17 protein-coding genes and 2 riboswitches are annotated in these 22060 nt (G+C 63.5%); of the genes, 13 read left to right on the top strand and 4 right to left on the bottom strand.

The genetic code is table 11. The features are described 5' to 3' along the window. Positions 1-13: 13 nt before the first annotated feature. A complete protein-coding gene (locus KUV41_RS08820) occupies positions 14-1531 on the bottom strand; it encodes an MFS transporter (RefSeq protein WP_222485622.1) in 1518 nt (505 codons plus the stop codon). A gap of 204 nt (positions 1532-1735) precedes the next feature. Further along, positions 1736-2371: a class I SAM-dependent methyltransferase gene (locus KUV41_RS08815; RefSeq protein ID WP_222485620.1), complete on the bottom strand. Its 636-nt coding sequence runs from the start codon at positions 2369-2371 to the stop codon at positions 1736-1738. Between the two features lie 41 nt (positions 2372-2412). Here KUV41_RS08815 and KUV41_RS08810 point away from each other — a divergent pair, with 41 nt between their 5' ends. The 10 genes from KUV41_RS08810 (at position 2413) to pta (ending at position 15689) form a co-directional block, all read left to right on the top strand. Continuing rightward, positions 2413-2817 carry a VOC family protein gene (locus KUV41_RS08810; protein WP_206942759.1) on the top strand — a complete coding sequence of 135 codons (405 nt, stop codon included), beginning with the start codon at positions 2413-2415 and terminating at the stop codon, positions 2815-2817. A 121-nt stretch (positions 2818-2938) separates the two neighbouring features. Next, on the top strand, positions 2939-3328 hold the full coding sequence (locus KUV41_RS08805) for a DUF4870 family protein (protein WP_261395962.1): 390 nt from the start codon (positions 2939-2941) through the stop codon (positions 3326-3328). A gap of 2 nt (positions 3329-3330) precedes the next feature. Continuing rightward, positions 3331-4272 carry a lysophospholipid acyltransferase family protein gene (locus KUV41_RS08800; protein WP_206942763.1) on the top strand — a complete coding sequence of 314 codons (942 nt, stop codon included), beginning with the start codon at positions 3331-3333 and terminating at the stop codon, positions 4270-4272. Beyond that, positions 4269-4625: a hypothetical protein gene (locus KUV41_RS08795; protein ID WP_315900566.1), complete on the top strand. Its 357-nt coding sequence runs from the start codon at positions 4269-4271 to the stop codon at positions 4623-4625. Before KUV41_RS08800 ends, KUV41_RS08795 begins: the two co-directional genes overlap by 4 nt. A gap of 530 nt (positions 4626-5155) precedes the next feature. Next, a complete protein-coding gene (locus KUV41_RS08790; RefSeq protein WP_315900565.1) occupies positions 5156-6772 on the top strand; it encodes a glucan biosynthesis protein in 1617 nt (538 codons plus the stop codon). After that, on the top strand, positions 6769-8691 hold the full coding sequence (gene mdoH / locus KUV41_RS08785) for a glucans biosynthesis glucosyltransferase MdoH (protein ID WP_206942765.1): 1923 nt from the start codon (positions 6769-6771) through the stop codon (positions 8689-8691). Before KUV41_RS08790 ends, mdoH begins: the two co-directional genes overlap by 4 nt. A 170-nt stretch (positions 8692-8861) precedes the next feature. Further along, positions 8862-9013: riboswitch (TPP riboswitch) on the top strand. A 77-nt stretch (positions 9014-9090) separates the two neighbouring features. Beyond that, positions 9091-9759 carry a thiaminase II gene (gene tenA / locus KUV41_RS08780; RefSeq protein ID WP_222485618.1) on the top strand — a complete coding sequence of 223 codons (669 nt, stop codon included), beginning with the start codon at positions 9091-9093 and terminating at the stop codon, positions 9757-9759. A gap of 68 nt (positions 9760-9827) precedes the next feature. Continuing rightward, positions 9828-9962, top strand: a riboswitch (TPP riboswitch). 92 nt (positions 9963-10054) lie between these two features. Continuing rightward, positions 10055-12007: a phosphomethylpyrimidine synthase ThiC gene (thiC, locus tag KUV41_RS08775; protein ID WP_261395961.1), complete on the top strand. Its 1953-nt coding sequence runs from the start codon at positions 10055-10057 to the stop codon at positions 12005-12007. 308 nt (positions 12008-12315) lie between these two features. After that, entirely contained in the window at positions 12316-13530 is a 1215-nt protein-coding gene (locus KUV41_RS08770; RefSeq protein WP_222483767.1) for an acetate/propionate family kinase, read from the top strand. After that, entirely contained in the window at positions 13527-15689 is a 2163-nt protein-coding gene (gene pta, locus KUV41_RS08765; RefSeq protein ID WP_222483765.1) for a phosphate acetyltransferase, read from the top strand. The genes KUV41_RS08770 and pta overlap by 4 nt, the downstream gene beginning before the upstream one ends. A gap of 126 nt (positions 15690-15815) precedes the next feature. On the opposite strand, the gene KUV41_RS08760 is transcribed toward pta, so the two are convergent. Next, entirely contained in the window at positions 15816-16877 is a 1062-nt protein-coding gene (locus KUV41_RS08760) for a YeiH family protein (RefSeq protein ID WP_242520863.1), read from the bottom strand. 183 nt (positions 16878-17060) lie between these two features. Continuing rightward, complete coding sequence (locus tag KUV41_RS08755; protein ID WP_222485616.1) at positions 17061-18692, bottom strand: GMC family oxidoreductase; 1632 nt, start codon at positions 18690-18692, stop codon at positions 17061-17063. Between the two features lie 212 nt (positions 18693-18904). Here KUV41_RS08755 and KUV41_RS08750 point away from each other — a divergent pair, with 212 nt between their 5' ends. The 3 genes from KUV41_RS08750 to KUV41_RS08740 are packed head-to-tail and all read left to right on the top strand — an operon-like array spanning position 18905 to position 22009. Further along, positions 18905-20137: a TRAP transporter substrate-binding protein gene (locus KUV41_RS08750; protein ID WP_206942775.1), complete on the top strand. Its 1233-nt coding sequence runs from the start codon at positions 18905-18907 to the stop codon at positions 20135-20137. Then, on the top strand, positions 20137-20724 hold the full coding sequence (locus tag KUV41_RS08745; protein ID WP_222237384.1) for a TRAP transporter small permease: 588 nt from the start codon (positions 20137-20139) through the stop codon (positions 20722-20724). Before KUV41_RS08750 ends, KUV41_RS08745 begins: the two co-directional genes overlap by 1 nt. Positions 20725-20734: 10 nt before the next feature. Next, positions 20735-22009, top strand: a complete 1275-nt coding sequence (locus KUV41_RS08740; protein ID WP_222161997.1) for a TRAP transporter large permease — start codon at positions 20735-20737, stop codon at positions 22007-22009. Positions 22010-22060 lie beyond the last annotated feature (51 nt).

Here is a 22060-nt window from a genome sequence, read left to right as displayed (position 1 = left end):
CAGGCGCCGAACGTCAGGTGCCGCTGGCCTTGCCGCAGGCAGAGTCTGACGCCGTTGGATGGCCGGTGGACGGATCGCTGGACGTTGCTTCCGGCCCCGTCGTGTCCTTGACCGCTTCGGACTCGTGCTCATCGACGGCCTCGGTGGCCTCGTGATGATGCAGCACCCCATCGTGGAAGCCGGCGTCGTCAAAGTAGGCCACGTACTGTCCCTCTTCGACCGGGGGCCCGACGATAGGCTCGGCTACATCCACGTCAGGCACCACGTCTGACAAGTCTTCCATGTGCTCGTGCTCCTTGGCGCCTTGCACCCACTCGTCGGTGACCACCAGCTCCGCGCCCACCGAGGACAGCGGGGTGGCCGCAGAGAACGGCACCACAGGCACCGGAGCAGGACGCACCAGACGACGCCAGGCGAAGAACAGCACCAGGGCAGCTCCCAAGGCACCAAAGGACATGAACAGCGCCGTGTCGCCAAGCGCAGCCATGACCGGACTGATCAGAGGCGGACTCACCGACGAGCCCAGCGCGCTGATCAGCAGCAGTCCCTGGCTCATCGGCACCAGGGCACCGGCCGGGGCGCGGTCAGCTGAGTGACCGACGGACACCGGATACAGCGAGAACACCCCACCCCCGAGCAGGAACAGCAGCGCCGCAAGCCCCCAGGAAGGCAACGGCACCAACAGCACCGTCAGTGAGATCGCCAGACAGAAGATCCCGATAAGAATCAGCACGGTCTGCCGGTCATGACGATCAGACCAGCGTCCGACCGGGTACTGAAGCAACATGGCGCCCAGCACCGTGACCGCCATCAGCTGGCCAACATCCGCGACGCCAAAACCGTTGCGCTGAAGGTATAGCGGCAGCAGCGAATAGACGGCAGCGGCCAGCATGCCAGAGCCAAACGCCCCCACGACCCCTGTCGGCGTCAACACCATCAGCCGGAACGGCGATAGGGGTTCGATCTTGTCCAGAAGCGGGGTCACGCGGGGAATCATCGCCATCGGCAGCACCGACAGTGAAGCCAGCGCCCCCACCACCATGAACGGTGCGGTGTCCCCCAGGTTCTGGGTCACGCCAAGCAACAGCTGCCCGAGCACGCCAGAGCCGTAAAGCGCGATCATGTAGAGCGCCAGCAGGCGACCGCGAACCTGGGAGTCACCGGACGCCAGCAGCCAGCTTTCGATGACCAGGAAGACCCCCACCGTGGCCCAGCCACCGATCAGACGTAAGCCGAACCAGGCCACCGGGTCCAGCATCAAGCCTTGCAGCAGCACGGTCACGGCGACCAACGAGGCAAAGCTGCCGTAAGCGCGGATATGGCCAATGGCCAGCAGCAGGCGATCGTTGAACAGCGCCCCCAGCCCAAGGCCAATGAAATAGGCGGCAGATACCCAGCCGACCACGACCGGGGATTCCCCGGCAGCATCGAGCCGCAGGGTAATCAGCGACGACAGAAAACCATTGCCGATACCAAGGATGAACAGCCCCAGAACAGGGGGCAGAGCCATGGCCAGAAGCTGAGGAGACATGACAGGTCTGGGCTCCAGCGATGCGGACGACGCGGACGACGACGGCGGGTGAGTGATGGCATATCGAGTCCGTCCGTCGCGGTGCGTTATTGACGACTCTTGGGCGGCGAATATACCCCCGTTTGTCCGTCTGTCAACGGCTTTCGAGCCGCTTTTGCAGAGCTCCTGCAACGCCTTGTTGACAAAGCACAAATTACAGCCACGTCAGCGCGCTGGCCGCTGCAGCAACGCGACATCCGAGCCCACCAGTTCCAGCGTGACGCCCAGCCGCTTGGCCAACCAGCGAAAGCTCGCGTCACTGAAGAACACCACATGGGTAGGGTCGCGGATATAGTGCCAGCCGGCAAAGTCATCCGGTGTGCGCTTGGTCATCAACCCCAGCCAGCCACCGGGACGCAGGCGTTGCACCAGACTGGCCAGTACCTCACCGGGGGCGTACAGATGTTCAGCCACCTCGGTGGCCGTGATGAAGTCGTACTCCGCCTCTGCCCACTGCGGGAAGGGGTGGTAGTAGGGATCGTGAATCCGCATCGAAAAGCCGGCCTCTTCGAACATCAGTGACAGCGTGGGGCCAGGGCCAGCGCCAAAATCCAGCCCACTTGCCCCGGCAGGCAATCGTTCGCTCAAGGGACCGAACAGCCGTCCCAGGAAACGCCGATAGCCGGGATCGTCGGGGCGGTTGTCGTGCTGGTCGTAGATCGCTTTTTCCGCGGCTGGCGCCAGACGCTGAGCCGGCGGCACGGCAATCAGGTCACAGCGCGGACAGCGGAAGTAGTCGCGCTGTCCGTCCCAATGAAAATGCTGGGTCGTCGGGTTTGTGCATAGCGGACAGCTCGGCATCGTCGTATTCTCTGAGGCTTGATTCACTTGTGGAGAAAGGCATGCTGTCAGGTCTTGATCACCTGGTCATCACCGTGACCGATATTTCCCGCGCCGTTGACTTCTACACGCGCGTGCTTGGACTCGATGTCCGCTACCGAGACCGTGAACGTGTCGACCTGATGCTGGGCGAGCTGGCCTTGCGTCTGCACTGGACCGCGACCGACGTCCACCCGCGCGCCGCCACACCGACGCCCGGCAGCCTCGATATCTGTTTCAAGAGCCAGCTGCCCCTTGCTGACGTCCAGCAACACCTGGAGGCACTGTCGGTCGATATCGAGCTCGGTCCGGTGACTCGTCAGGGCGCCACCGGCAAGATCGAGTCGCTCTACTTGAGAGACCCCGACGGCAACCTGCTGGAGATCTGCCGCCCACTGCGAGAACCCCAGGAGCACGGTGAGGTCTAGAGCGGGATGAGGCCGAGGAACGAGTAAGATCCAGCGACGAATCTCCCCCGTTCATCATGGCATTGCGGCACAGGCTGGGTATCATAGCGAAGCCGTTTTACATGCACAGAAAGGAACACGGATGAGCCAGCGCGACCTCGAGCCCCAGTCTCCCCACGTCACGCCCCCCGAGCCGGAGGGCTTTGGCGCCGACACCACCATCGCCATGGTCGGCTACGCCTTGCTGCTGGCCAACCTGGTCACCGGCTTCACCGCCGTGATCGGCGTGGTCATCGCCTATGTGTACAAGGGCAAGGGCCCCGCCTGGCTGGACCAGCATTATCGCTACCAGATCCGCACCTTCTGGATCGGACTGGTCTATGCGGTCGTCGCCTCCCTGCTGACCTTCGTCCTGATCGGGCTGCCGTTGCTGCTGGCGCTGGCGGTATGGTTGATCGTCCGCTGTGTGAAGGGTTTCAAGGCCCTGCAGGAAAAGCGTGCCCCGGACAACCTGGAAAGCTGGCTGATCTGATCATGCAACTCCCCTGGCAACAACGTCTGCAGGCCTTTGCCGTCGCTCGCCTGTGGACCCTCCTGTCGCACTGCTCGCCCGCCTCACTGTGGCGGCTGAGCCGCGTTCTCGTCAGCCTGGCGTACCCCTTGCTCAAGCGCGAACGCGCGGTCACTCGGCTGAATCTGGAGGTCGTCTACCCCGACGCCAGCCCGCAGCAGCGGGAATCGCTGGCTCGCGACAGCCTCACGCACTCGACCGCCACCATGCTCGAGCTCGGCTTCTCCTGGCAAGGCGACCCGCAGCGCGTGGCTGACAGCATCGTCGAGGTGCATGGCAGAGCCTTGCTGGATGACGCCCGCGCCGAAGGCAAGGGGGTCATCATCCTGGCGCCTCACTTTGGCAACTGGGAAGTGCTCAACTTCTGGCTGTCCAGCCACTTTCCCTTCACCGCCATGTACGAGCCGCCCAAGCTGGCACCCTTGGATCCCATCATCCGTGCGGGACGTGAGCGCTGCGGCGCCAGCCTTGTGCCGACCAATCCAAGAGGGGTCGCCGCCCTGCTCAAGGCGCTGAAGCGCTGCGAGGCCGTCGGCATCCTGCCGGACCAGGAGCCCAGCTGGGGCAGCGGTGTCTTTGCTCCCTTCTTCGGACGCCCGGCCTATACCGCCACCCTGCTGCCAAAGCTGGTGGGACGCACCGAAGCACGGGTGGTGACAGGCGTCGCCCTGCGCCTACCCGGGCGAGGGTTTGCCCTGCACTTCCTGGCCGCCGACGAGCGGGTCTACGATGCCGACGAGACGACCTCCTGTACCGGTGTCAATGCCAGCATCGAAGAGGTCATCGCGCTCGAACCCGCCCAGTACCAATGGGAGTACAAGCGCTTCACCAAGACCCTGGAAGAGCAGCGCGGCGATCCCGACTTCCGCCGCCACCGGCTGTACAGTTCGAGGAATATGAAGTGACCCGTCCTCAGGACTCGATCTCCCGCGACACCCATGTAGGGCACGCCTTGTACGTGATGTACCTGGCGGGCCTGGTCACCGGGTTCCTGACCCTGCTGATCGCGCTGATCGTGGCCTACGTGTACCGCAAGGATGCCCCGCCGTGGCTTCGGGCCCACTATCACTACCTGATTCGAACCTTCTGGATCGGCCTGGTGTATGGGGCCGCCGCGGCGGTGCTGACGGTTCTGGTCATCGGCCTGGCCTTGCCACCACTGCTGGTCAGTGCCTGGTTCGTGATTCGCTGCATCATCGGCTGGCGCGCGCTACACCGGCGGCTGCCGCCGCCTCGGCTGGACAGCTGGCTGTGGTAGCCATCTGACGCAGCCGAGCCGACACCCGCCAACGCGGGCGCCCCTGCTGCCTCGCGCCTTACCTGCCGAATCAGTCTCTTCTCCTGTCTATTCTCTTGTCCCTGTCTCTTCCCCTTCCCCTTCTCTCCTGCCCTTGCCCCTGCGACATGTATCCGCAGGGATACATTTCTTCGCAATTTTGTCGCCAGAAGACGACACGGAACCTCACTTTCCACCTCCTCTCAAAGGCAGGTAGAACCCATCTATTGCATCTTTACCATCAGACAATAGGCTAGAGTGTGGAGAGCATGGATAGCCGTTTCAGCACAAATATGGGCAAAGTGAGACACGCGACCTGCTGGCTGACCGCCTCTCGACCATCGCCGCAACGGCAGTCGCGGCGATGGTCACGTATCACGGCGATCCGCGGCAGACCGTGATGGCTCCGCGATAGCCGTGACAGGTCCCGACGCCCACTGCCCAACGTCCCACTGGTTCCGCCTGACAGAGCACTGGCAGTTCGGTGCCATCAGGCCGCAAGGAGAGCGAACGTGAACACCCGAGTCATCTGCGGACGGTCGACACCGCCCACTGCCTACCCAGCCGAGTCAGCCCGCGTCAGTGGACGCGGCCGCCCCCACTGGAAGGCCGCTGCATCATGGGCACTGGCCGGCATGCTGGTCAGCGCACCCGCGCTGGCGGTGGATGCCGACAGCCTTTTCGAACAGGTGACCGATCAGGCGAGAACCCTGGCCGAAGCGCCCTACGAAGCGCCAGAGAGTACACTGCCTGACGCCGTGGCCGAGATGGGCTACGACCGCTACCGGCAGATTCGCTACCGCGATGAACAGGCGCTTTGGCGCGATCACGGCAACTTTCAGGTGGAGCTGTTCCATCCCGGCTTTCTCTACGACCAGCCGGTCGATATCCATCTTCTCGAAGATGGTGAGGTGCGCACCCTGCCCTTCGAGCAGCAGCGCTTTCGCTACGACGACGATGCTGCTGAGCTGGCCGAACTGGATCTCGGCGACCAGGGCTATGCCGGCTTCCGTCTGCATTACCCGCTCAACCGAGCGGATGTCGACGACGAGTTTGCCGTATTCCTCGGCGCTTCCTACTTCCGCCTGGTGGGCAGAAACCAGGGCTACGGGCTCTCCGCAAGAGGCTTGGCGATCGATACGGCCATGCCCCAGGGCGAAGAGTTCCCCTCCTTTCGCGAGTTCTGGCTGGTCCAGCCTGAGGCTGACGCCAATCGTATGACGGTTCTGGCGCTGCTGGACAGCCCGTCGCTGGCCGGGGCCTACCGCTTCGAGATTGCGCCTGGCAAGAACACTGTCGTCGACACCGAAGCGCGACTGTTCGCCCGCAGCGATGTCGAAAAGCTCGGGGTCGCCCCGCTGACCAGCATGTTCCTGCATGGCGAAATGGATCGGCAGGAAGAAGATGACTATCGCATCCGCGTGCATGACTCCAGCGGGCTGCTGATGGCCACCAGTTCTGGCGAATGGACCTGGCGCGTTCTCGATAATCCCGCAGACCTGCAGATCTCTGGCTTGCAGGATACCTCTCCCAGGGGCTTCGGCCTGGTCCAGCGTCCGCGCCACTTCGATGCCTATCTGGACATGGAAGCCCGCTACGAACGCCGCCCAAGTCAGTGGGTACAGCCCGCTGGCGACTGGGGAGAAGGCCACGTGGAATTGATCGAAATTCCGACCGACAGCGAGACCCACGACAATATCACGGCCTACTGGGTCCCCTCCTCGCCCCTCAAGGCGGGAGAGTCACGCACCTATCGGTATCAGACCTGGACCTTCGCTGACACCCCCATGGAGGAACCCCTGGCGCGGGTCGTCAGGTCACGCCAGGGCTGGGGTGGCATTCCCGGTCAGAGCAATCCCCCCGACGAACAGCTCAGGCAGTTCATCATCGACTTCCGCGGCGGCGAGCTCGAGGGTCTCGATGCGAGCCAGCCGGTCAGCGTGCACCTGACCACGTCCAGTGGCGAGACGACGGAAACCAAGGTGACAGCGCTGCCCGATGGAGACACCTGGCGGGCCAGCTTCAAGCTGCTGCCTGACGGCGAAACGCCGGCAGACCTGCGCCTGACCTTGATGCTGCGCGACCAGCGCCTGAGCGAAACCTGGAACAGCATCTGGAGTCCCCGATGAACGAGCATACCCCGGAAGTCCCCTGGCCCCGGTGGCGCAGAACGCTGGTAGGCATGGCCATTGCCGCCACCACCGCGCTGGGTGTCTGGACCATGTTCAAGATCCTGTATGTCGAGGGCATCACTCCCCTGGAAATGGCCATCCTGGGGCTGTTTGCGATCACCTTCGGTTGGATCACCATGGCCTTCTGGAGCGCCGTGATCGGGTTTGTGCTTCACCTCACTGGGCGTGACCCCTTGAGCCTCAAGCGGCGTGGCCCCGGACCGATGAGGCCCGCCGGCTCTCGCTCTCGCACCGCCTTGGTCATGCCGATCCACAACGAGGACGTGGCCCGGGTCGCGGCTGGGCTCGAGACGACCTGCATGGACCTTGGCGAGCTGCCGGAGGGCATCGACGTCGAGGCCTTCGTGCTCAGCGATAGCACCGACGACGCCGTCGTGGCGGAAGAAAAGGCCGCCATGGCAGCGCTGCAGCAGCGACTCGAGGGCCACTGCCGGCTGCACTATCGCCACCGGGACAGCAACGCAGGACGCAAGGCAGGCAACTTGGGCGACTTCTGCACCCGCTGGGGCAGCCACTACGACTATATGCTGGTGGTCGACGCCGACAGTCTGATGAGCGGTACCACGGTGGTCGAGCTCATCGACGAGATGATGGCCAATCCTCGACTGGGGCTCCTTCAGACGGTGCCCATTCCCGTGCGCCAGCAAAGTCTGTTCGGGCGCTGCAATCAATTCGCTGCCGCGCTTTACTCGCCCATGCTGGCGGCAGGGCTGAGCTTCTGGCACGCCACCGCAGCCAACTATTTTGGCCACAATGCCATCATTCGGGTGGACGCGTTCACCGACGCCTGTGGCCTTCCCGAGCTCCCCGGCAAGCCGCCCCTGGGTGGCGATATCCTCAGTCATGACTTTGTCGAGGCAGCGCTGTTGCGCCGAGCCGGCTGGCAGGTGCGCATGCGCACCGACCTGGGCGGCAGCTATGAGGAAATGCCCAGCCACATTCTCGACTATGCCAAGCGTGATCGACGTTGGGTACAGGGCAACCTGCAGCATCTGCGCCTGCTGAATGGCCACGGCCTGCATGTGCTGAGCCGTCTGCACTTCTTCTTCGGCGCGCTGGCCTACCTGTCGTCGCTGGTGTGGCTGGCGATCCTGGTCATCAGTACCATCGATGCGCTGATCAGGGCTCTCGTTCCCACGAACTTCTTCACCGCCAGCTCGCAGTTGTTCCCTGACTGGCCCATCGCTCCGCCCAACCTGATCATTCCCTTGTTGATCGGCACCTTGGGCATGCTGCTGATGCCCAAGGTGCTGGGACTGATACTTGGTCTCATGCGGGATCCAGAGGGCTACGGGGGACGCCCAAAACTGGTCTTGAGCATGCTGGTGGAGACCCTGTTCGCCATGCTGATCGCACCGCTGATGATGGTCTTCCACAGCCGTTTCGTGATCCAGGTGCTGACCGGTCGTACCGTTGCCTGGGACCCGCAATCCCGAGAGGGGCGGGCACTGCCCTGGCGGGAAGCCTTCCGCCATACCTGGCTGTGGTCGCTGATTGGTGCGGTGTGGGCTCTTGTCACCTGGGCCTACACTCCGAGCTTCTTTCTCTGGCTGACGCCCGTCTGGCTCGGCCTGGTGCTGGCGGCTCCGCTGGTGCGCTGGAGCTCCAGCCTGACCATCGGCCGCCGCCTGGCCCGCGCCGGGCTTCTGCTGGTACCCAGTGAGACACGCCCCCCCAGGGTCGTCGCCGATCTACACATCGAGAGTCAGCTACCCTCATCGGGCGCGCCGGCCGCTCCCCCCAGCGAGCGTCCCCGAGACATGCCTGTGCAGTCCTTCCGACGCCCCCATCAATCGGCTGAGGTGCACAGCGACCCTGGCCACCCGATCGACACCCCCACGCCAGATCGTCGCTGATCCATCATAAGCCATCATCAGCGTCGGTGCAGGACGCCGCGGCCGTGACCCTCATGGCCGCGGCGTCATCATTAGGTAGTCTCTCTCGACAACCTCCCTTGACGCCCCCTTCCGATGCTATCCGAAAGTGGTGTCTGGCAAAGCCGCAGGGGCGTGCTAGACTGCGGTCGACTCGCTTGACGGGGTGCCGGTCAATCCGGCTGAGATGGTGCAGGGCCAGCGTGGTGTAGCGGCCCGACAGCACCGATCCCGTGGAACCTGATCCGGGTGCGGTGTGGACTCACACCTTGAACCGGCGTAGGGAATCAGGCGGTGGCACGCCTTCCCTGCGGGGGCCTGCCCTTCCTCCCCGCCGTCCTTCTCTGCCCCGCCCACCGGATCCACTATGCCGGAGCTATCATGGGCTATTGCTTCAACGATCTGATCGCTGCCTGCCGCGACGACTGGCGGCGCTATACCGAGCACGACTTCGTTCGTGCACTTGGGCGCGGCGACCTGAATGACGCCAGCTTTCGCCACTATCTGAAGCAGGACTACCTGTTTCTCCTGCAGTTTTCACGCGCCTACGCCCTTGCTGCCTACAAGAGCCAGGACCTGGAGAGCTTGCAGGGGGCCTTCAAGGGGATGCAGACGATCCTCGAGGTCGAACTGGGCCTGCATCTTGCCTACTGCCGAGAATGGGGCATTGACGACAGCGAGCTCAGCCGTCTACCGGAGGCACGTGCCACCCTGGCCTATACCCGCTACGTCCTCGACACCGGCAGTCGTGGTGATCTGCTGGACCTGCACGTTGCCCTGGCGCCCTGCATGGTCGGCTACGCCGATATCGGTCGCTGGCTGGCGGATCATCCCGAGACGCTGCGTGGTGGCGACAATCCCTACGATGCCTGGATCACCATGTACGCAAGCCCTGACTTTCAGGCCTCGGCCGTGCGCGAAAGGCACTGGCTCGACGACCAGCTCAGCCAGGTATCGAGCGCTCGTTTCGACCGGCTGGCGCGCATCTTTAGCGACGCGACCCGTCTCGAGACCGACTTCTGGCAGATGGGACTGGAGCTGAGCGACTGACCTTGGCGACGCCTTTGGGCGATCGACCTGGGCGATCGCGCTCGACAACACAGACAAGCTGACAACAGCAACGCTTGACGGGGTGCCGCAGCCAGCGGCTGAGATCATGCAGCGCATGAGACCCGTTGAACCTGATCTGGGGATACCCCCGATGTTACGGCATCGAGGCGAGGACCAGCGTAGGGATCAAGCGCTCACGGCCACGGCCTCGACGCCCCCTTCTCCCTCGCGACGTGCCATTACCACCATCAGGGCGACGCCACTTGCCCTGCACCGCCGTGAGAGGAAACCACCTATGTCACTCGACCATCCCTCGTCTCATCCGAGATCCCGCCATGACGCCCACTTCCTGGCCGAGACGGCCAGGGTCGACCAGGCCGCCGTCACTCCCCTGCCAGGCTCTCGCAAGGTCTATGTAGAGGGCTCCCGCCCCGACCTGCGGGTGCCATTTCGCGAAATCACCCTGTCGCCGACGCGCACTTCAGGCGCCGACGAAGCCAATCCACCGCTACTGGTGTACGACACCTCAGGCCCCTATACCGACCCGGCGATACAGGTCGATCTGCGCAAGGGACTGGCCGAGTTGCGCAGGCCCTGGATTGAGGAGCGCAACGACACCGAGTGGCTCGACGGTCCCACCTCCGAGTACGGCCGCCGGCGTGCCAATGACCCACTGCTGGCACCGCTGCGCTTCGAGCTGACGCGCACACCACGCCGCGCCACCAGGACCGCCGATGGCCGCCCGGGCAACGTCACCCAATTGCATTACGCGCGGCGCGGCATCATCACACCGGAAATGGAGTTCATTGCACTTCGCGAGAATCAACGTCGACAGGCCCTTCAGGACCCTTATCGTGGCAGTGACGAGGTCGAAGCGATACTTGGCCACCAGCACCCCGGCCAGTCGTTCGGAGCCCGTTTGCCGGATGAGATCACCCCCGAGTTCGTGCGCCAGGAAGTGGCCGCCGGACGTGCCATCATCCCGGCCAACATCAATCATCCCGAAGCCGAGCCGATGATCATCGGGCGTAACTTTCTGGTGAAGATCAACGGCAATCTAGGCAACTCTGCGGTGACCTCCTCCATCGAAGAGGAAGTGGACAAGATGACCTGGGGGATTCGCTGGGGGGCGGATACGATCATGGACCTGTCCACTGGACAGAACATCCATGAAACCCGTGAGTGGATCATCCGCAACTCACCGGTGCCAATCGGTACCGTGCCACTCTATCAGGCGCTGGAAAAGGTCAAGGGCGTGGCCGAGGACCTGACCTGGGAGGTCTTTCGCGACACCTTGATCGAGCAGGCGGAACAGGGGGTGGACTATTTCACCATCCACGCCGGTGTGCTTCTTCGCTATGTGCCGCTGACCGCTGGCCGAGTCACCGGCATCGTCTCGCGGGGGGGCTCGATCATGGCCAAGTGGTGCCTCTATCACCACCAGGAAAGCTTCCTCTACACCCACTTCGAGGAGATCTGCGAGATCTGCAAGCAGTATGACGTGGCCTTCTCGCTGGGCGATGGGCTGCGCCCGGGATCCGTGGCAGATGCCAATGACGAAGCTCAGATGGCCGAACTCAAGACCCTGGGCGAGCTGACCCACATTGCCTGGAAGCACGACGTGCAGGTGATGATAGAAGGGCCCGGCCACGTGCCCATGCACCTGATCAAGGAGAACATGGACAAGCAGCTCGAGTACTGCGACGAGGCGCCCTTCTACACCCTGGGCCCGCTGGTCACCGACATCGCTCCCGGCTATGACCACATCACCTCAGGCATCGGCGCGGCGATGATCGGCTGGTACGGCTGCGCCATGCTCTGCTACGTCACCCCCAAGGAGCACCTGGGCCTGCCCGACAAGGACGACGTCAAGACCGGGATCATCACGTACAAGATCGCCGCCCATGCGGCGGATCTGGCCAAGGGGCACCCCGGCGCTCAGCGCCGGGACAATGCGCTGTCCAAGGCACGCTTCGAGTTCCGCTGGGAGGACCAGTTCAACCTGGGCCTGGACCCGGACACGGCCCGCGCCTACCACGACGAGACGCTGCCCAAGGACGCGGCCAAGGTGGCCCACTTCTGCTCCATGTGCGGACCCAAGTTCTGCTCCATGAAGATCAGCCAGGAAGTCCGAGACTATGCCCGCGACAACGGCCTGGACGGCGACAGCGAGGCGGTCATGGCGGGCATGGAGGCGCAGGCACAAGCCTTCCGCCAGCAAGGCGGTGCCCTGTACAAGGAAGTCTGACGCAAGCCCATCACGGCCTCCTTCCCGCCCGCGGCCCCGCGGGCGGGAAGGAGGCTGCCGCAAAGCGAATGCTGCGGCGGAGATTCAGGGCCGCCGGCAGCCTTCACGCTGCATCGCACAAATTGCTACCAAAGTCTAACCTCTTTGCCCTGTCACTTGATGGTCGTCACAAGCTGTGCTGTTCCACCAGCAACTGGCCCTCCCTACCTCCCCAGGACAATTATGAGGCACCGGCCGCGGTGCTAGATTCGCCGCCATCCCCCCCCCCGTTTACACGCCTTAACAAGGCGTCTTTCTCTGGAGATGGCATGAAAGCCCCGATACTGGTGATCAACTGCGGCTCCTCCTCGATCAAGTTTGCGCTGGTCGATCAGACCCCTGGCGCACCTCGGATATCAGGCATTGCTGAGCGCCTGGGCAGCCACGATGCCTGCCTGAAGCTGGAAGAAGAGCACGGCAACCGGCGTGACATTTCGCTACCTCGAGCCACCCACGCCCTGGCGCTCAAGACCATCCTCGACCACCTGGGTGATCAACGTCCCGTCGGCATCGGGCACCGGGTGGTCCACGGCGGCGAGCGCTTCACCTGCGCCACGCTGCTGGACGACACGGTAGTCCGCACCATTCGCCAGACCGTCAGCCTGGCACCCTTGCATAACCCGGCCAACCTGGATGGCATCACCGCCACCCGACGTCTGTTCGAGCACCTGCCCCAGGTGGCGGTATTCGATACCGCCTTCCACCAGACCCTGCCGGCCCACGCCTACCGCTATGCGATTCCCGAAGACCTGTATCAGCGCCACGGCATCCGGCGCTACGGCTTCCACGGCTCCAGTCACGCCTACGTCAGCGAGCGCCTGGCCGAGGTCAGCGAGCGGGGACACGGAGGTTGGCTGATCGCCCATCTCGGCAATGGCTGCTCCGCAACCGCAGTCTGGGAAGGCGAAAGCCAGGATACCAGCATGGGCATGACGCCCCTGGAGGGGCTGGTGATGGGCACACGCAGTGGCGACGTCGACCCGGGCCTGCACCTCCATCTGGCCCGCCAGCTAGGGATGTCGCTGGAATCGATTGACCTGCTGCTCAACCAGAAGAGCGGCCTTCTCGGCGTATCTGGCCTGACCAATGACATGCGCGAGCTGGAGCAGGCCGCAGGCGCAGGACACCCCGGCGCGACCCTGGCCATCGAAGTGTTCTGCTATCGCCTGGCCAAGACCCTGGCCGGTCTCGCCTGCGCGCTTCCTCGGGTCGATGGCATCGCCTTCACTGGCGGCATAGGAGAAAACTCGTCGCTGATTCGGGCCCGCACGCTGGGCCACCTCAAGGCGCTGGGCGTGCATCTCGATAGCGCTGCCAACAGCGCTCTTGCGCGCGGCAGCGAAGGTGCCATCCATGACGCCAGCGAGTCCGGTTCGCCGGAAATCCGCGTCATTCCCACCGATGAAGAAGGCTATATCGCCAGCCAGACCCGAGCACTGATCACCCGTCTGGCACTGGCCGACAGGTCCGAGGAAGCCGTATGAGCCTGCAACCCCGTACCCTGCTGTTGATCCCGGTGGATGAGGGGGTCGCCCTGACCTCTGCGGCGCTGGGAATGCTGCGCGCACTGGATACCCTGGGCCTGGAGGCAGGCTTCCTGCAGCCATTCAGCCAGGCAGAGGGCATCGATGACGATAGCAACAGCGCCGAAAGGGCTCGCTCGCTGGTCGCCAGCACCCTGGGCATCGGCTCGCCTCGTCCAGTGCCCCGGGAAGACGTGGAGCACTACCTGGGCAGAAATGACAGCGACGGTCTGCTTGAGCTTGCCGTCGAACGCCATTCACGGGTCGCCAAACCGGCGACCGGCAAGCGGCCGGCCTTCATCGTCGTGGAAGGCATTCGCCCCCTGCGCAAGAACGCCTACGCCCTGGATCTCAATGTACGTCTTGCCAGCGCCCTGGACGCCCAGGTGATTCTGGTCGCCGATGGCCAGACGAGCGACCTGAAGGAGCTGGCCAAGAGCCTGGCCTTCCATCGCCAGAGCATCGACGCGGTGGGTTCCAGGCGTACCCTCGGCACCATTCTGATGCGCCTGCCCAGTGACGGCGATGACTCGGCCAGCGATCAGACCCTGGCCTCCGTCAGTGATCGTGAAGCCAGCGCCCACCGCCAGCACTGGCAGGACCAACTGGCCACGGCATCCGAGCAGAGCCTGCCGGTAGTGGCCGCGGTACCCTATCGCGCCGCGCTGACCGCGCCGCGGACCCTGGATGTGGCCCGCGCCCTCGGCGCCAGGATCCTGCATCACGGTGATGCTGATAGACGTCGCGTCGCCCATACCACCCTGGGTGCCCGCAGCGCCGAGCATCTGCTGTATGCATTGCGCCCGGGCGAACTCATCGTGTCCCCTGGTGATCGCGACGACACCCTGCTGGCTGCTGCCCTCGCCACCATGAACGGGGTGCCCCTGGCGGGCCTCCTGCTAACCCACGGCGAAACCCCCAGCAAGCAGCTGATCGACGTCTGCCAGCCAGCACTATCCTCCGGCCTGCCTGTCCTGTCCGTCGATACCGACAGCTTCACCACGGTAGCCAAACTGACCGACATCCCCGGTGGGATTCCGGTGGATGACCAGGAACGGGCGGAGGCCATCAGCGCCTTTGTGGCGGATCACCTCGATCGAGAATGGCTGCTGGCATTGATGGACGACGAGACCCAGCGCCGACTGTCTCCAGCGGCCTTTCGCCATCAATTGGTCAGCATGGCCCAGCAAAAGCGCCAGCGCATCGTGCTGCCCGAAGGGGATGAGCCACGCACCCTGGAAGCAGCCATCCTGTGCCAACGCCGCGGCATCGCCAACTGCGTCTTGCTGGGTAAGCGCCAGGCCATTGTGGAAGTGGCCAAGGCCCGCGGCCTGGAATTGCCCGATGATCTGCAGATTCTCGACCCCGACAGCGAACGTTGCCGCTTCATCGCCCCCATGGTGGAACGGCGCAAGGGCAAGCTGACCCCCTTGACCGCCGAGGCCCAGCTTCACGACAGTGTGGTTCTGGGCACCATGATGTTGGCGGAAGGCGAGGTCGATGGGTTGGTATCAGGGGCGATACACACCACCGCCAACACCGTTCGACCGGCCTTTCAGCTGATCAAGACCGCCCCCGGATATGCTCAAGTGTCGTCGGTTTTCTTTATGCTGCTGCCCGATCAGGTGGTGGTCTACGGCGACTGCGCGGTCAATCCTGACCCGGACGCCGACGCGCTGGCCGAGATTGCCTTGCAGAGTGCGGCCAGCGCCGAGGCCTTCGGCATCGAGCCCAGGGTCGCCATGATCAGCTATTCCACCGGCGAGTCAGGCACCGGTGCTGACGTTGACAAAGTCCGAGAAGCCACCCGCATCGCCCGCCAGAAAGCCCCACACCTGCCCATCGATGGTCCTCTGCAATATGACGCTGCGGCGATCGCCAGCGTGGCCCGGCAAAAGGCACCGGACTCGCCGGTGGCAGGGCGCGCTACGGTGTTTGTCTTCCCTGACCTCAATACCGGCAACACCACCTACAAGGCGGTCCAGCGCAGTGCCCGGGTGGTCAGCATCGGCCCCATGCTGCAGGGCCTCAACAAGCCGGTAAACGATCTGTCACGGGGCGCCCTGGTCGAAGACATCGTCTACACGATTGCGCTGACGGCGATACAGGCTGGACAATAGCGGCCCGCCGACGTTTCCCGTCACGTCAATGCCGCCACTGGCGTCCTGATCGCCGCATCTCGGCGCTGATACCACCTAGCCCCGGAGTTGCCGGGGCTAGGTTGTCTGCCACGCCTGCCTCCACGGTCACCACTCCGCGATACCGGTATACAGGCACACCAGCACCAGGCCAAGCAGGAACAGCGTCTCGGCAATCATCAGAATGACCGGTTTCCACCCCACCACGGCCAGCTTCTGAAACGACGTCTTGATCCCCAGCGCGGCAATCGCCGTCACCAGGCACCAGCGCGACAGGTCCGTCATACCCTCCACCATCACCGGGGGTATCACGCCGAGACTATTGATCAGTACCAGCACCACAAACGCAATCAGGAAGCTCGGGAACATGGGGACCTTGGCGCCATCCGCACCGCCTTCCGCCATCCTGGCTCGCCGAAACAGCAGCATGAAGACCATCACCGCCGGCACCAGCATGGCGACCCGCAGCAGCTTGACGAAGGTCGAGATATCGCCCGTTTCGTCCGAGATCATATAGCCGGCACCGACGACCTGGGCCACATCATGTATCGTGCCGCCCAGAAAAATACCCGCCTGGGTGTCGCTCAGCTCCAGCGCTCCCACCAGCAGCGGATACAGCACCATGGCCGCCGTGGATAGCGTGGTCACGCCAACCACCGTCAGGATGGTATTGCGCTCGGCCACCTCGTTACGAGGCATCGCCGCCGACAGCGCCAGGGCTGCCGATGCACCGCAGATGGCGACCGATCCCCCGGTCAGCAGGCCCAGGTCATTGCGCAGGCCAAGCAGCCGCGCCAGCACCCCACCCGCGACGATGGTCAGGATGACCCCGGCCACTACCGTTACCACCGGACCGATGCCAAGCTCGGCCACCTGTTCCAGCGTGATCCGCACGCCCAGCAAGGCCACGCCCAGGCGCAGGATGGTGCGAGCCGCGAACTCGACGCCCAGCAGACAGGGGCCCTGCTCGCTGAGAAAGTGCAGCGTCATGCCGAACAGCAGCGCGTACAGCAGGGTTGGACCACCATAGTGATCGGCGATGAAGGTCGTCGCGAGGGCGATGGTGATACAGATCAGTACGCCGGGCATACGCGCCCTGGCGGGCTCCAGATGCCGCCTCCACCCACTGTCTGGGGCGTCGCTCGGGGCGTGGGTCGTTGGCTGGGACATGACGTGTCCTCTGTTGTCGTTGATATCGCCACGTCGTGGCAGCGTCTTCATGGTGTGAGCAATACGGGGGCCGCTGCGGCCGGCACTGCATGCAGCACATGCTGTCCCAGGCGCTGCGGTGGAGTTAGGACCAGCGCCGGGCCTTGCATGAGTCCAGCTAGACGTCCTGGCGGCGCGCCGTACTCAGGCGACCTGCGTCCTTGTCTGGCGGTCGGCCTTGATCATGTCCGCCGCGCGTTCGGCGATCATGATGGTCGGTGCATTGGTATTCCCCGACACGATGATGGGCATGATCGAAGCGTCGACGACCCTGATCCCCTGGAGCCCATGCACCTTCAAGCGATCATCCACCACCGCCAGTGGGTCGTTGCCCATCTTGCAGGTGCCCGCCGGGTGGTAGATGGTCTGGCTATAGCGGCGAGCGGCGTCCAGCAACTGCTCATCGCTTTGATAGGCACGTCCAGGCACGTACTCGTCAGTAATCACATCGGCGAGGGGAGCCTGCTCGGCGATACGCCGGGCGACCTTGATGGCGTCTACTGCCACTCGGCAGTCCTCATCGGTGCTCAGGTAGTTGGGCTGGATGGAGGGATAGACCGCCGGGTCCGGACTGGTGATACGGATGCGTCCGCGACTCGTCGGCCTGAGCTGACACACCGATGAGGTGAAGGCCGAGAACGGATGCACCCCTTCCGCCGGCTTGTCGGCGGACAGCGGCTGCATATGAAACTGGATGTCAGGGCGGTCCAGCCCTTCCCGCGACTGGGTGAAAATGCACACCTGACTGGCGGCCAGGGTCAGCGGCCCGGTGCGGGTCAGCGCATACTGGGTGCCCACCGCCAGCTTCTTGAGTGGATGGCGCACCTCATCATTGAGCGTTCGGCAACGCGTCTTGAACACCAGGCGAATCTGCAGATGGTCCTGCAGGTTCTCCCCCACACCAGGCAACTCGTGAAGGCAGTCGACGCCGACATCGGCCAAGTGCTGTGGGTCACCGATACCCGAGCACTGCAGGATCTGCGGCGAGCCTATGGCACCCGACGACAGCAGCACCTCAAGAGTAGCGCTGGCCTGACGAAGCACATTGCCCTGGCGGTACTCGACGCCGACCACCCGCTTTCCTTCCAGCAGCAGGCGCTGGCAATGGGCCCGTTTGACCAGGGTCAGGTTGGGGCGCTTCAACGCGGGGCGCAGGAATGCCTTGGCCGTGGAGCAGCGAAAGCCCTTGTACGATGTCTGCTGGAAGTAGCCGACTCCTTCCTGGGTCTCGCCATTGACGTCTTGATTCTCGGGGATACCCGCCGCCTTGGCGGCCTCGATAAAGCGCTCGGCGATCTCGCGACGCAGTCGCAGGTCTGACACCTTGAGCGGCCCATCGGTGCCATGAAAGGCATTGGCCCCGCGCTCCTGGCACTCGGACTTCTTGAAATAGGGCAGCACCGAGGCGTAATCCCACCCCTGGTTGCCCATGGCCGCCCAGTCGTCATAGTCCTGACGCTGCCCTCTTATATAGAGAAGACCGTTCAACGAGCTCGATCCCCCCAGGACCTTGCCCCTGGGCCACTGCAGCCGCCGACCATCGATGCCGTCATCCGGGTCCGTCAGGTAGCACCAGTCGGTCGCCGGGTTGTGCATGGTCTTGAAGTAGCCTACCGGCACGTGAATCCAAGGGTTCCAGTCCGATCCCCCTGCCTCCAGCAGCAGTACGGAAACCTCCGGGTCTTCGCTGAGACGGTTCGCCAGTACGCAGCCGGCGGAACCGGCTCCCACGACGATGTAGTCGAAGACGTCTGACGATGGTGTTGTCGTTGTCATGGCTCTCACTCAAACGAGACGTTTTGTCTCAAAACATCGTAGACCCATTTCTAAAAATATCAACATCGAGACAAATAGAATCAATTTTATTGCCAACACCCAAAAGGCGATCTATGGTGTGGTCAAGGCCGAAAAACGGCCCGGAGGCATTGCCCCGCCATGGCCTGCCTCCTTCTGCATCCCGACACCAACCACAACATTGGGAGCAACACATGAGTTCACGCCTTCTCCCCTCACGTCTGTCTCGCCGTGACTTCCTCAACATCTCCGGTCGCTTCGGCATGACGTCTACCCTATTGGCCGCCAGCGGCCTCGGCGCGGGCCTGACCGCATCGAGTCTTGCCCGCGCCGCGGAGTCCGAGCAGCAGCGCCGCTACGCCAGCGAGCCAAAGTTCCAGCTACGCTTCGGCGCCTCCGGCTTCAATGAGCGCAACCTGGATATTCAGAAATCCGGTCAGCTGTTCTTTGCCCGGGACCTCGAGGAGCGCACCGACGGCGCTATTCGCGTCGAATTCATGGGGTCCAACGAGGTCTGCAACCAGCTCGACTGTGTCAGCAAGGCACAACAGGGCATCGTCGACATCTTCTCGGCATCGACCCAGAATTCCGCCGGCGGCGCGCCCTACCTGAACGTGCTGGACTTCGCCTACATGTTCCCGAGCGTCGCCTCGATGTTCCATTTCTTCTACGACCACCGCAGCGAGGCCTTACTGCGCGAACCGATGCGCCAGCGCCACAACCTGCAGTTCCTGTTCACCCACTGCGACCTGCGCGGACTGATGATGGGCCAGAGCTGGGCGGACCGTCCGCTGGTCGACAGCCTGGAAGTGCTGCAAGGCACCAAGAACCGGGTGACAGGCACTCAGCTCGGTCGTATCGCCATGGAACAGCTTGGTCTCAATCCGGTTCCGGTGGCCTGGGAAGAGACCCTGGACGGACTGCGGCAGGGGCTGCTGGATGGCGCGGAAACCTGGATGAGTGCGGTGGCCTACGCGGGCATGGCGCCGGTGGTCTCCCAAGCGGTCGACCTGCGCTTCTTTGCGGGCACCGAGCATACCGCCATGAATCTGTCCAAGTTCGAAAGCCTCGGCGCAGAACTTCAGCAGCAAGTGATGGAATCTGCCTATACCGCGCAGATCTTTACCCAGGGCATGAACGAGGCCGGTCGCTACCAGATTGTCGGCGCCAGTGAACACCCTGCCGCGGGCACCGTCTTTGCAGAAAACAATGTGAGAGTCGCGCCGCTATCCGATGAGATTCGCGCCCAGGCCGAGCAGCTATGTGCGCCAGAGTTCAACCCGGGCCCCTGGGAGCAATGGCGTGAGCGCTTGAATGGCTGGGCGGGCGACATCGATATCTACCAGGAGATTCACACCATTGCTCGCGAAATCCCCCGCGATATGGCGGCTGTCAATGTAGCGCCGAAGCGCTGGTGGAGGGCGTAATGACCGATCACAAGGCCACCGCGGCTGAGGCGACGTCGTCTGACGTCGCCAACCGCTCGACTCCCGCCTGGCTGCTGCCTCTGAAGTGGATCGATGCCAACCTGGAGAAGGTCATCATTCTGGTGTCCTACAGCGGAATGGCAGGCATCATCTTCGTCGAGGTCATCCGCCGCTTCTTCTTCAGCCTGCAAGCCCCCTGGAGTACCAGTATTCCGGTGCTGCTGTTCCTGTGGCTGACCTGGTTCGGCGCGTCGCTCAACGTCAAGCAGCGTACCCACCTCTCGCTCAACGAGATTCGCATGCGCCTGCCCTACTCAGGCCAGTTCGCCTGTCAGGTCCTCGATGCGGTGCTGTGGATCGCCTTCGGCGCCCTGGTCATCCATTTCACCCTCATCCAAGTGCAATTGGCGCACATGAACTTCGCCATTGTGCCTGGCACCGACAATGTCATGCAGTGGTGGTTCTACCTGGCCACGCCGCTGGCCTGGGTGCTGATCATCTACCGCGTCCTCCAGAATCTGGCGACCGACGTCGCACGTTTCCGCCGAGGCGAACCTTTCAACCTGCAACCGTCCATCATGGACTAGGAGAAGCGTGATGACTGACGGCATGCTTATTGGCCTGGTCACGGCGGGCTGTACCACGATCTTTCTGCTGGGGGTCCCGATCTTTCTGGTGATCGGGCTGTGGGTGGTCGGCACCAGCCTGATCATCGACTTCACCCTCGCCAACGTCGGCGTCACCCTGTTCCAGGGGCTCAGCTTCTTCGGGCTGTTGGCGCTTCCCTTGTTTATCCTTACCGGCGACCTGATCAATGCCGCGGGCATTGCCAAGCGGCTGTCCGACTTTGCCTACTCGGTACTGGGTTGGCTGCGCGGCGGCATGGGCATGGCGACCCTGGGCGCCTGCGGCCTGTTTGCGGCGATCTCGGGATCCAACGCCGGTACAACGGCCACGATTGGCTCCATCATGCAGCCTGAGATGGTCAAGAACGGCTATGACGAGCGCTTTTCGGCGGCCACCGCGGCCTCTGGCGGCACCGTAGGTATCATCATCCCCCCCTCGATCATCTTTATCGTCTACGGCTTCATGATGAACCTGTCGATCAGCGATCTGTTCATCGCCGGGATGATTCCCGGAGCGATGATGGTGCTGGGCATGATGGTGGCCTGCCACCTGGTCGCACGGCGCCACGGCTGGGGCACGCTGATTCCCTTCAAGGGCGGAGAAAGCGCTCGCTTCGCACGCCGCGCCTACCTGGGCTTCGCGACTATCGGGGTGGTGCTGTACGGCATCTATTCGGGCAAGTTCTCGCCCACCGAGGCGGCAGCGATCACGGTCGGTTTCACCTTGATTGCCGGGCTGCTGATCACCCGCGAGATCCGCTTTACGGCACTGCCGTCGATCATGCTGCGCTCCGGCCAGATCGCCGGCATGCTGGCACCGCTGATCGCCATCTCGGTGGTCATGCAGCAGCTTCTGTCGGTGTTGGGTGCGGGGCAGGCGCTGGAGACCCTGCTCAGCGGGCTGGGCAACTACTACGTCATCCTCGGCGCATGCATGCTGATGATCCTGTTGGCGGGCATGATTCTCGAGAGTCTGCCGGTGACCATCATCCTGGCCCCGATTCTTGCGCCAATCGCCCAGAATGCGGGGGTCGATCCGATACACTTCGCCGTGATCTTCCTGGTCGGTGCCGCCATCGGTTTCGTCACGCCGCCCTTCGGTCTCAACCTGTACGTCGCCAGCAGTATCACCGGCATTCCCTACCTCAGACTGGTGAAGTTCGTTATTCCCTACTTTATCGCGTTGATCAGCTGCTGGATTGCCATCTCGCTATGGCCTGCCCTGTCGCTGATGCTGGTGGGATGACATCGCTTGAACCGGTGCACGCTGACGCGGCAAGCCTCTCCGGGCTTGCCG

This window comes from Halomonas sp. DP8Y7-1 (assembly GCF_019801685.1).
Classification (GTDB): Bacteria; Pseudomonadota; Gammaproteobacteria; order Pseudomonadales; family Halomonadaceae; genus Halomonas; species Halomonas litopenaei_A.
Note: the sequence above shows the minus strand (reverse complement) of the source record. Positions and strands in the feature narration are given on the sequence as shown.

Coding starts and splice junctions, on each gene's coding strand:
- KUV41_RS08820 (WP_222485622.1), bottom strand. CDS start 1,531: ATGTCTCCTCAGCTTCTGGCCATGGCTCTGCCCCCTGTTCTGGGGCTG.
- KUV41_RS08815 (WP_222485620.1), bottom strand. CDS start 2,371: ATGCCGAGCTGTCCGCTATGCACAAACCCGACGACCCAGCATTTTCAT.
- KUV41_RS08810 (WP_206942759.1), top strand. CDS start 2,413: ATGCTGTCAGGTCTTGATCACCTGGTCATCACCGTGACCGATATTTCC.
- KUV41_RS08805 (WP_261395962.1), top strand. CDS start 2,939: ATGAGCCAGCGCGACCTCGAGCCCCAGTCTCCCCACGTCACGCCCCCC.
- KUV41_RS08800 (WP_206942763.1), top strand. CDS start 3,331: ATGCAACTCCCCTGGCAACAACGTCTGCAGGCCTTTGCCGTCGCTCGC.
- mdoH (WP_206942765.1), top strand. CDS start 6,769: ATGAACGAGCATACCCCGGAAGTCCCCTGGCCCCGGTGGCGCAGAACG.
- tenA (WP_222485618.1), top strand. CDS start 9,091: ATGGGCTATTGCTTCAACGATCTGATCGCTGCCTGCCGCGACGACTGG.
- thiC (WP_261395961.1), top strand. CDS start 10,055: ATGTCACTCGACCATCCCTCGTCTCATCCGAGATCCCGCCATGACGCC.
- KUV41_RS08770 (WP_222483767.1), top strand. CDS start 12,316: ATGAAAGCCCCGATACTGGTGATCAACTGCGGCTCCTCCTCGATCAAG.
- pta (WP_222483765.1), top strand. CDS start 13,527: ATGAGCCTGCAACCCCGTACCCTGCTGTTGATCCCGGTGGATGAGGGG.
- KUV41_RS08760 (WP_242520863.1), bottom strand. CDS start 16,877: ATGTCCCAGCCAACGACCCACGCCCCGAGCGACGCCCCAGACAGTGGG.
- KUV41_RS08755 (WP_222485616.1), bottom strand. CDS start 18,692: ATGACAACGACAACACCATCGTCAGACGTCTTCGACTACATCGTCGTG.
- KUV41_RS08750 (WP_206942775.1), top strand. CDS start 18,905: ATGAGTTCACGCCTTCTCCCCTCACGTCTGTCTCGCCGTGACTTCCTC.
- KUV41_RS08745 (WP_222237384.1), top strand. CDS start 20,137: ATGACCGATCACAAGGCCACCGCGGCTGAGGCGACGTCGTCTGACGTC.
- KUV41_RS08740 (WP_222161997.1), top strand. CDS start 20,735: ATGACTGACGGCATGCTTATTGGCCTGGTCACGGCGGGCTGTACCACG.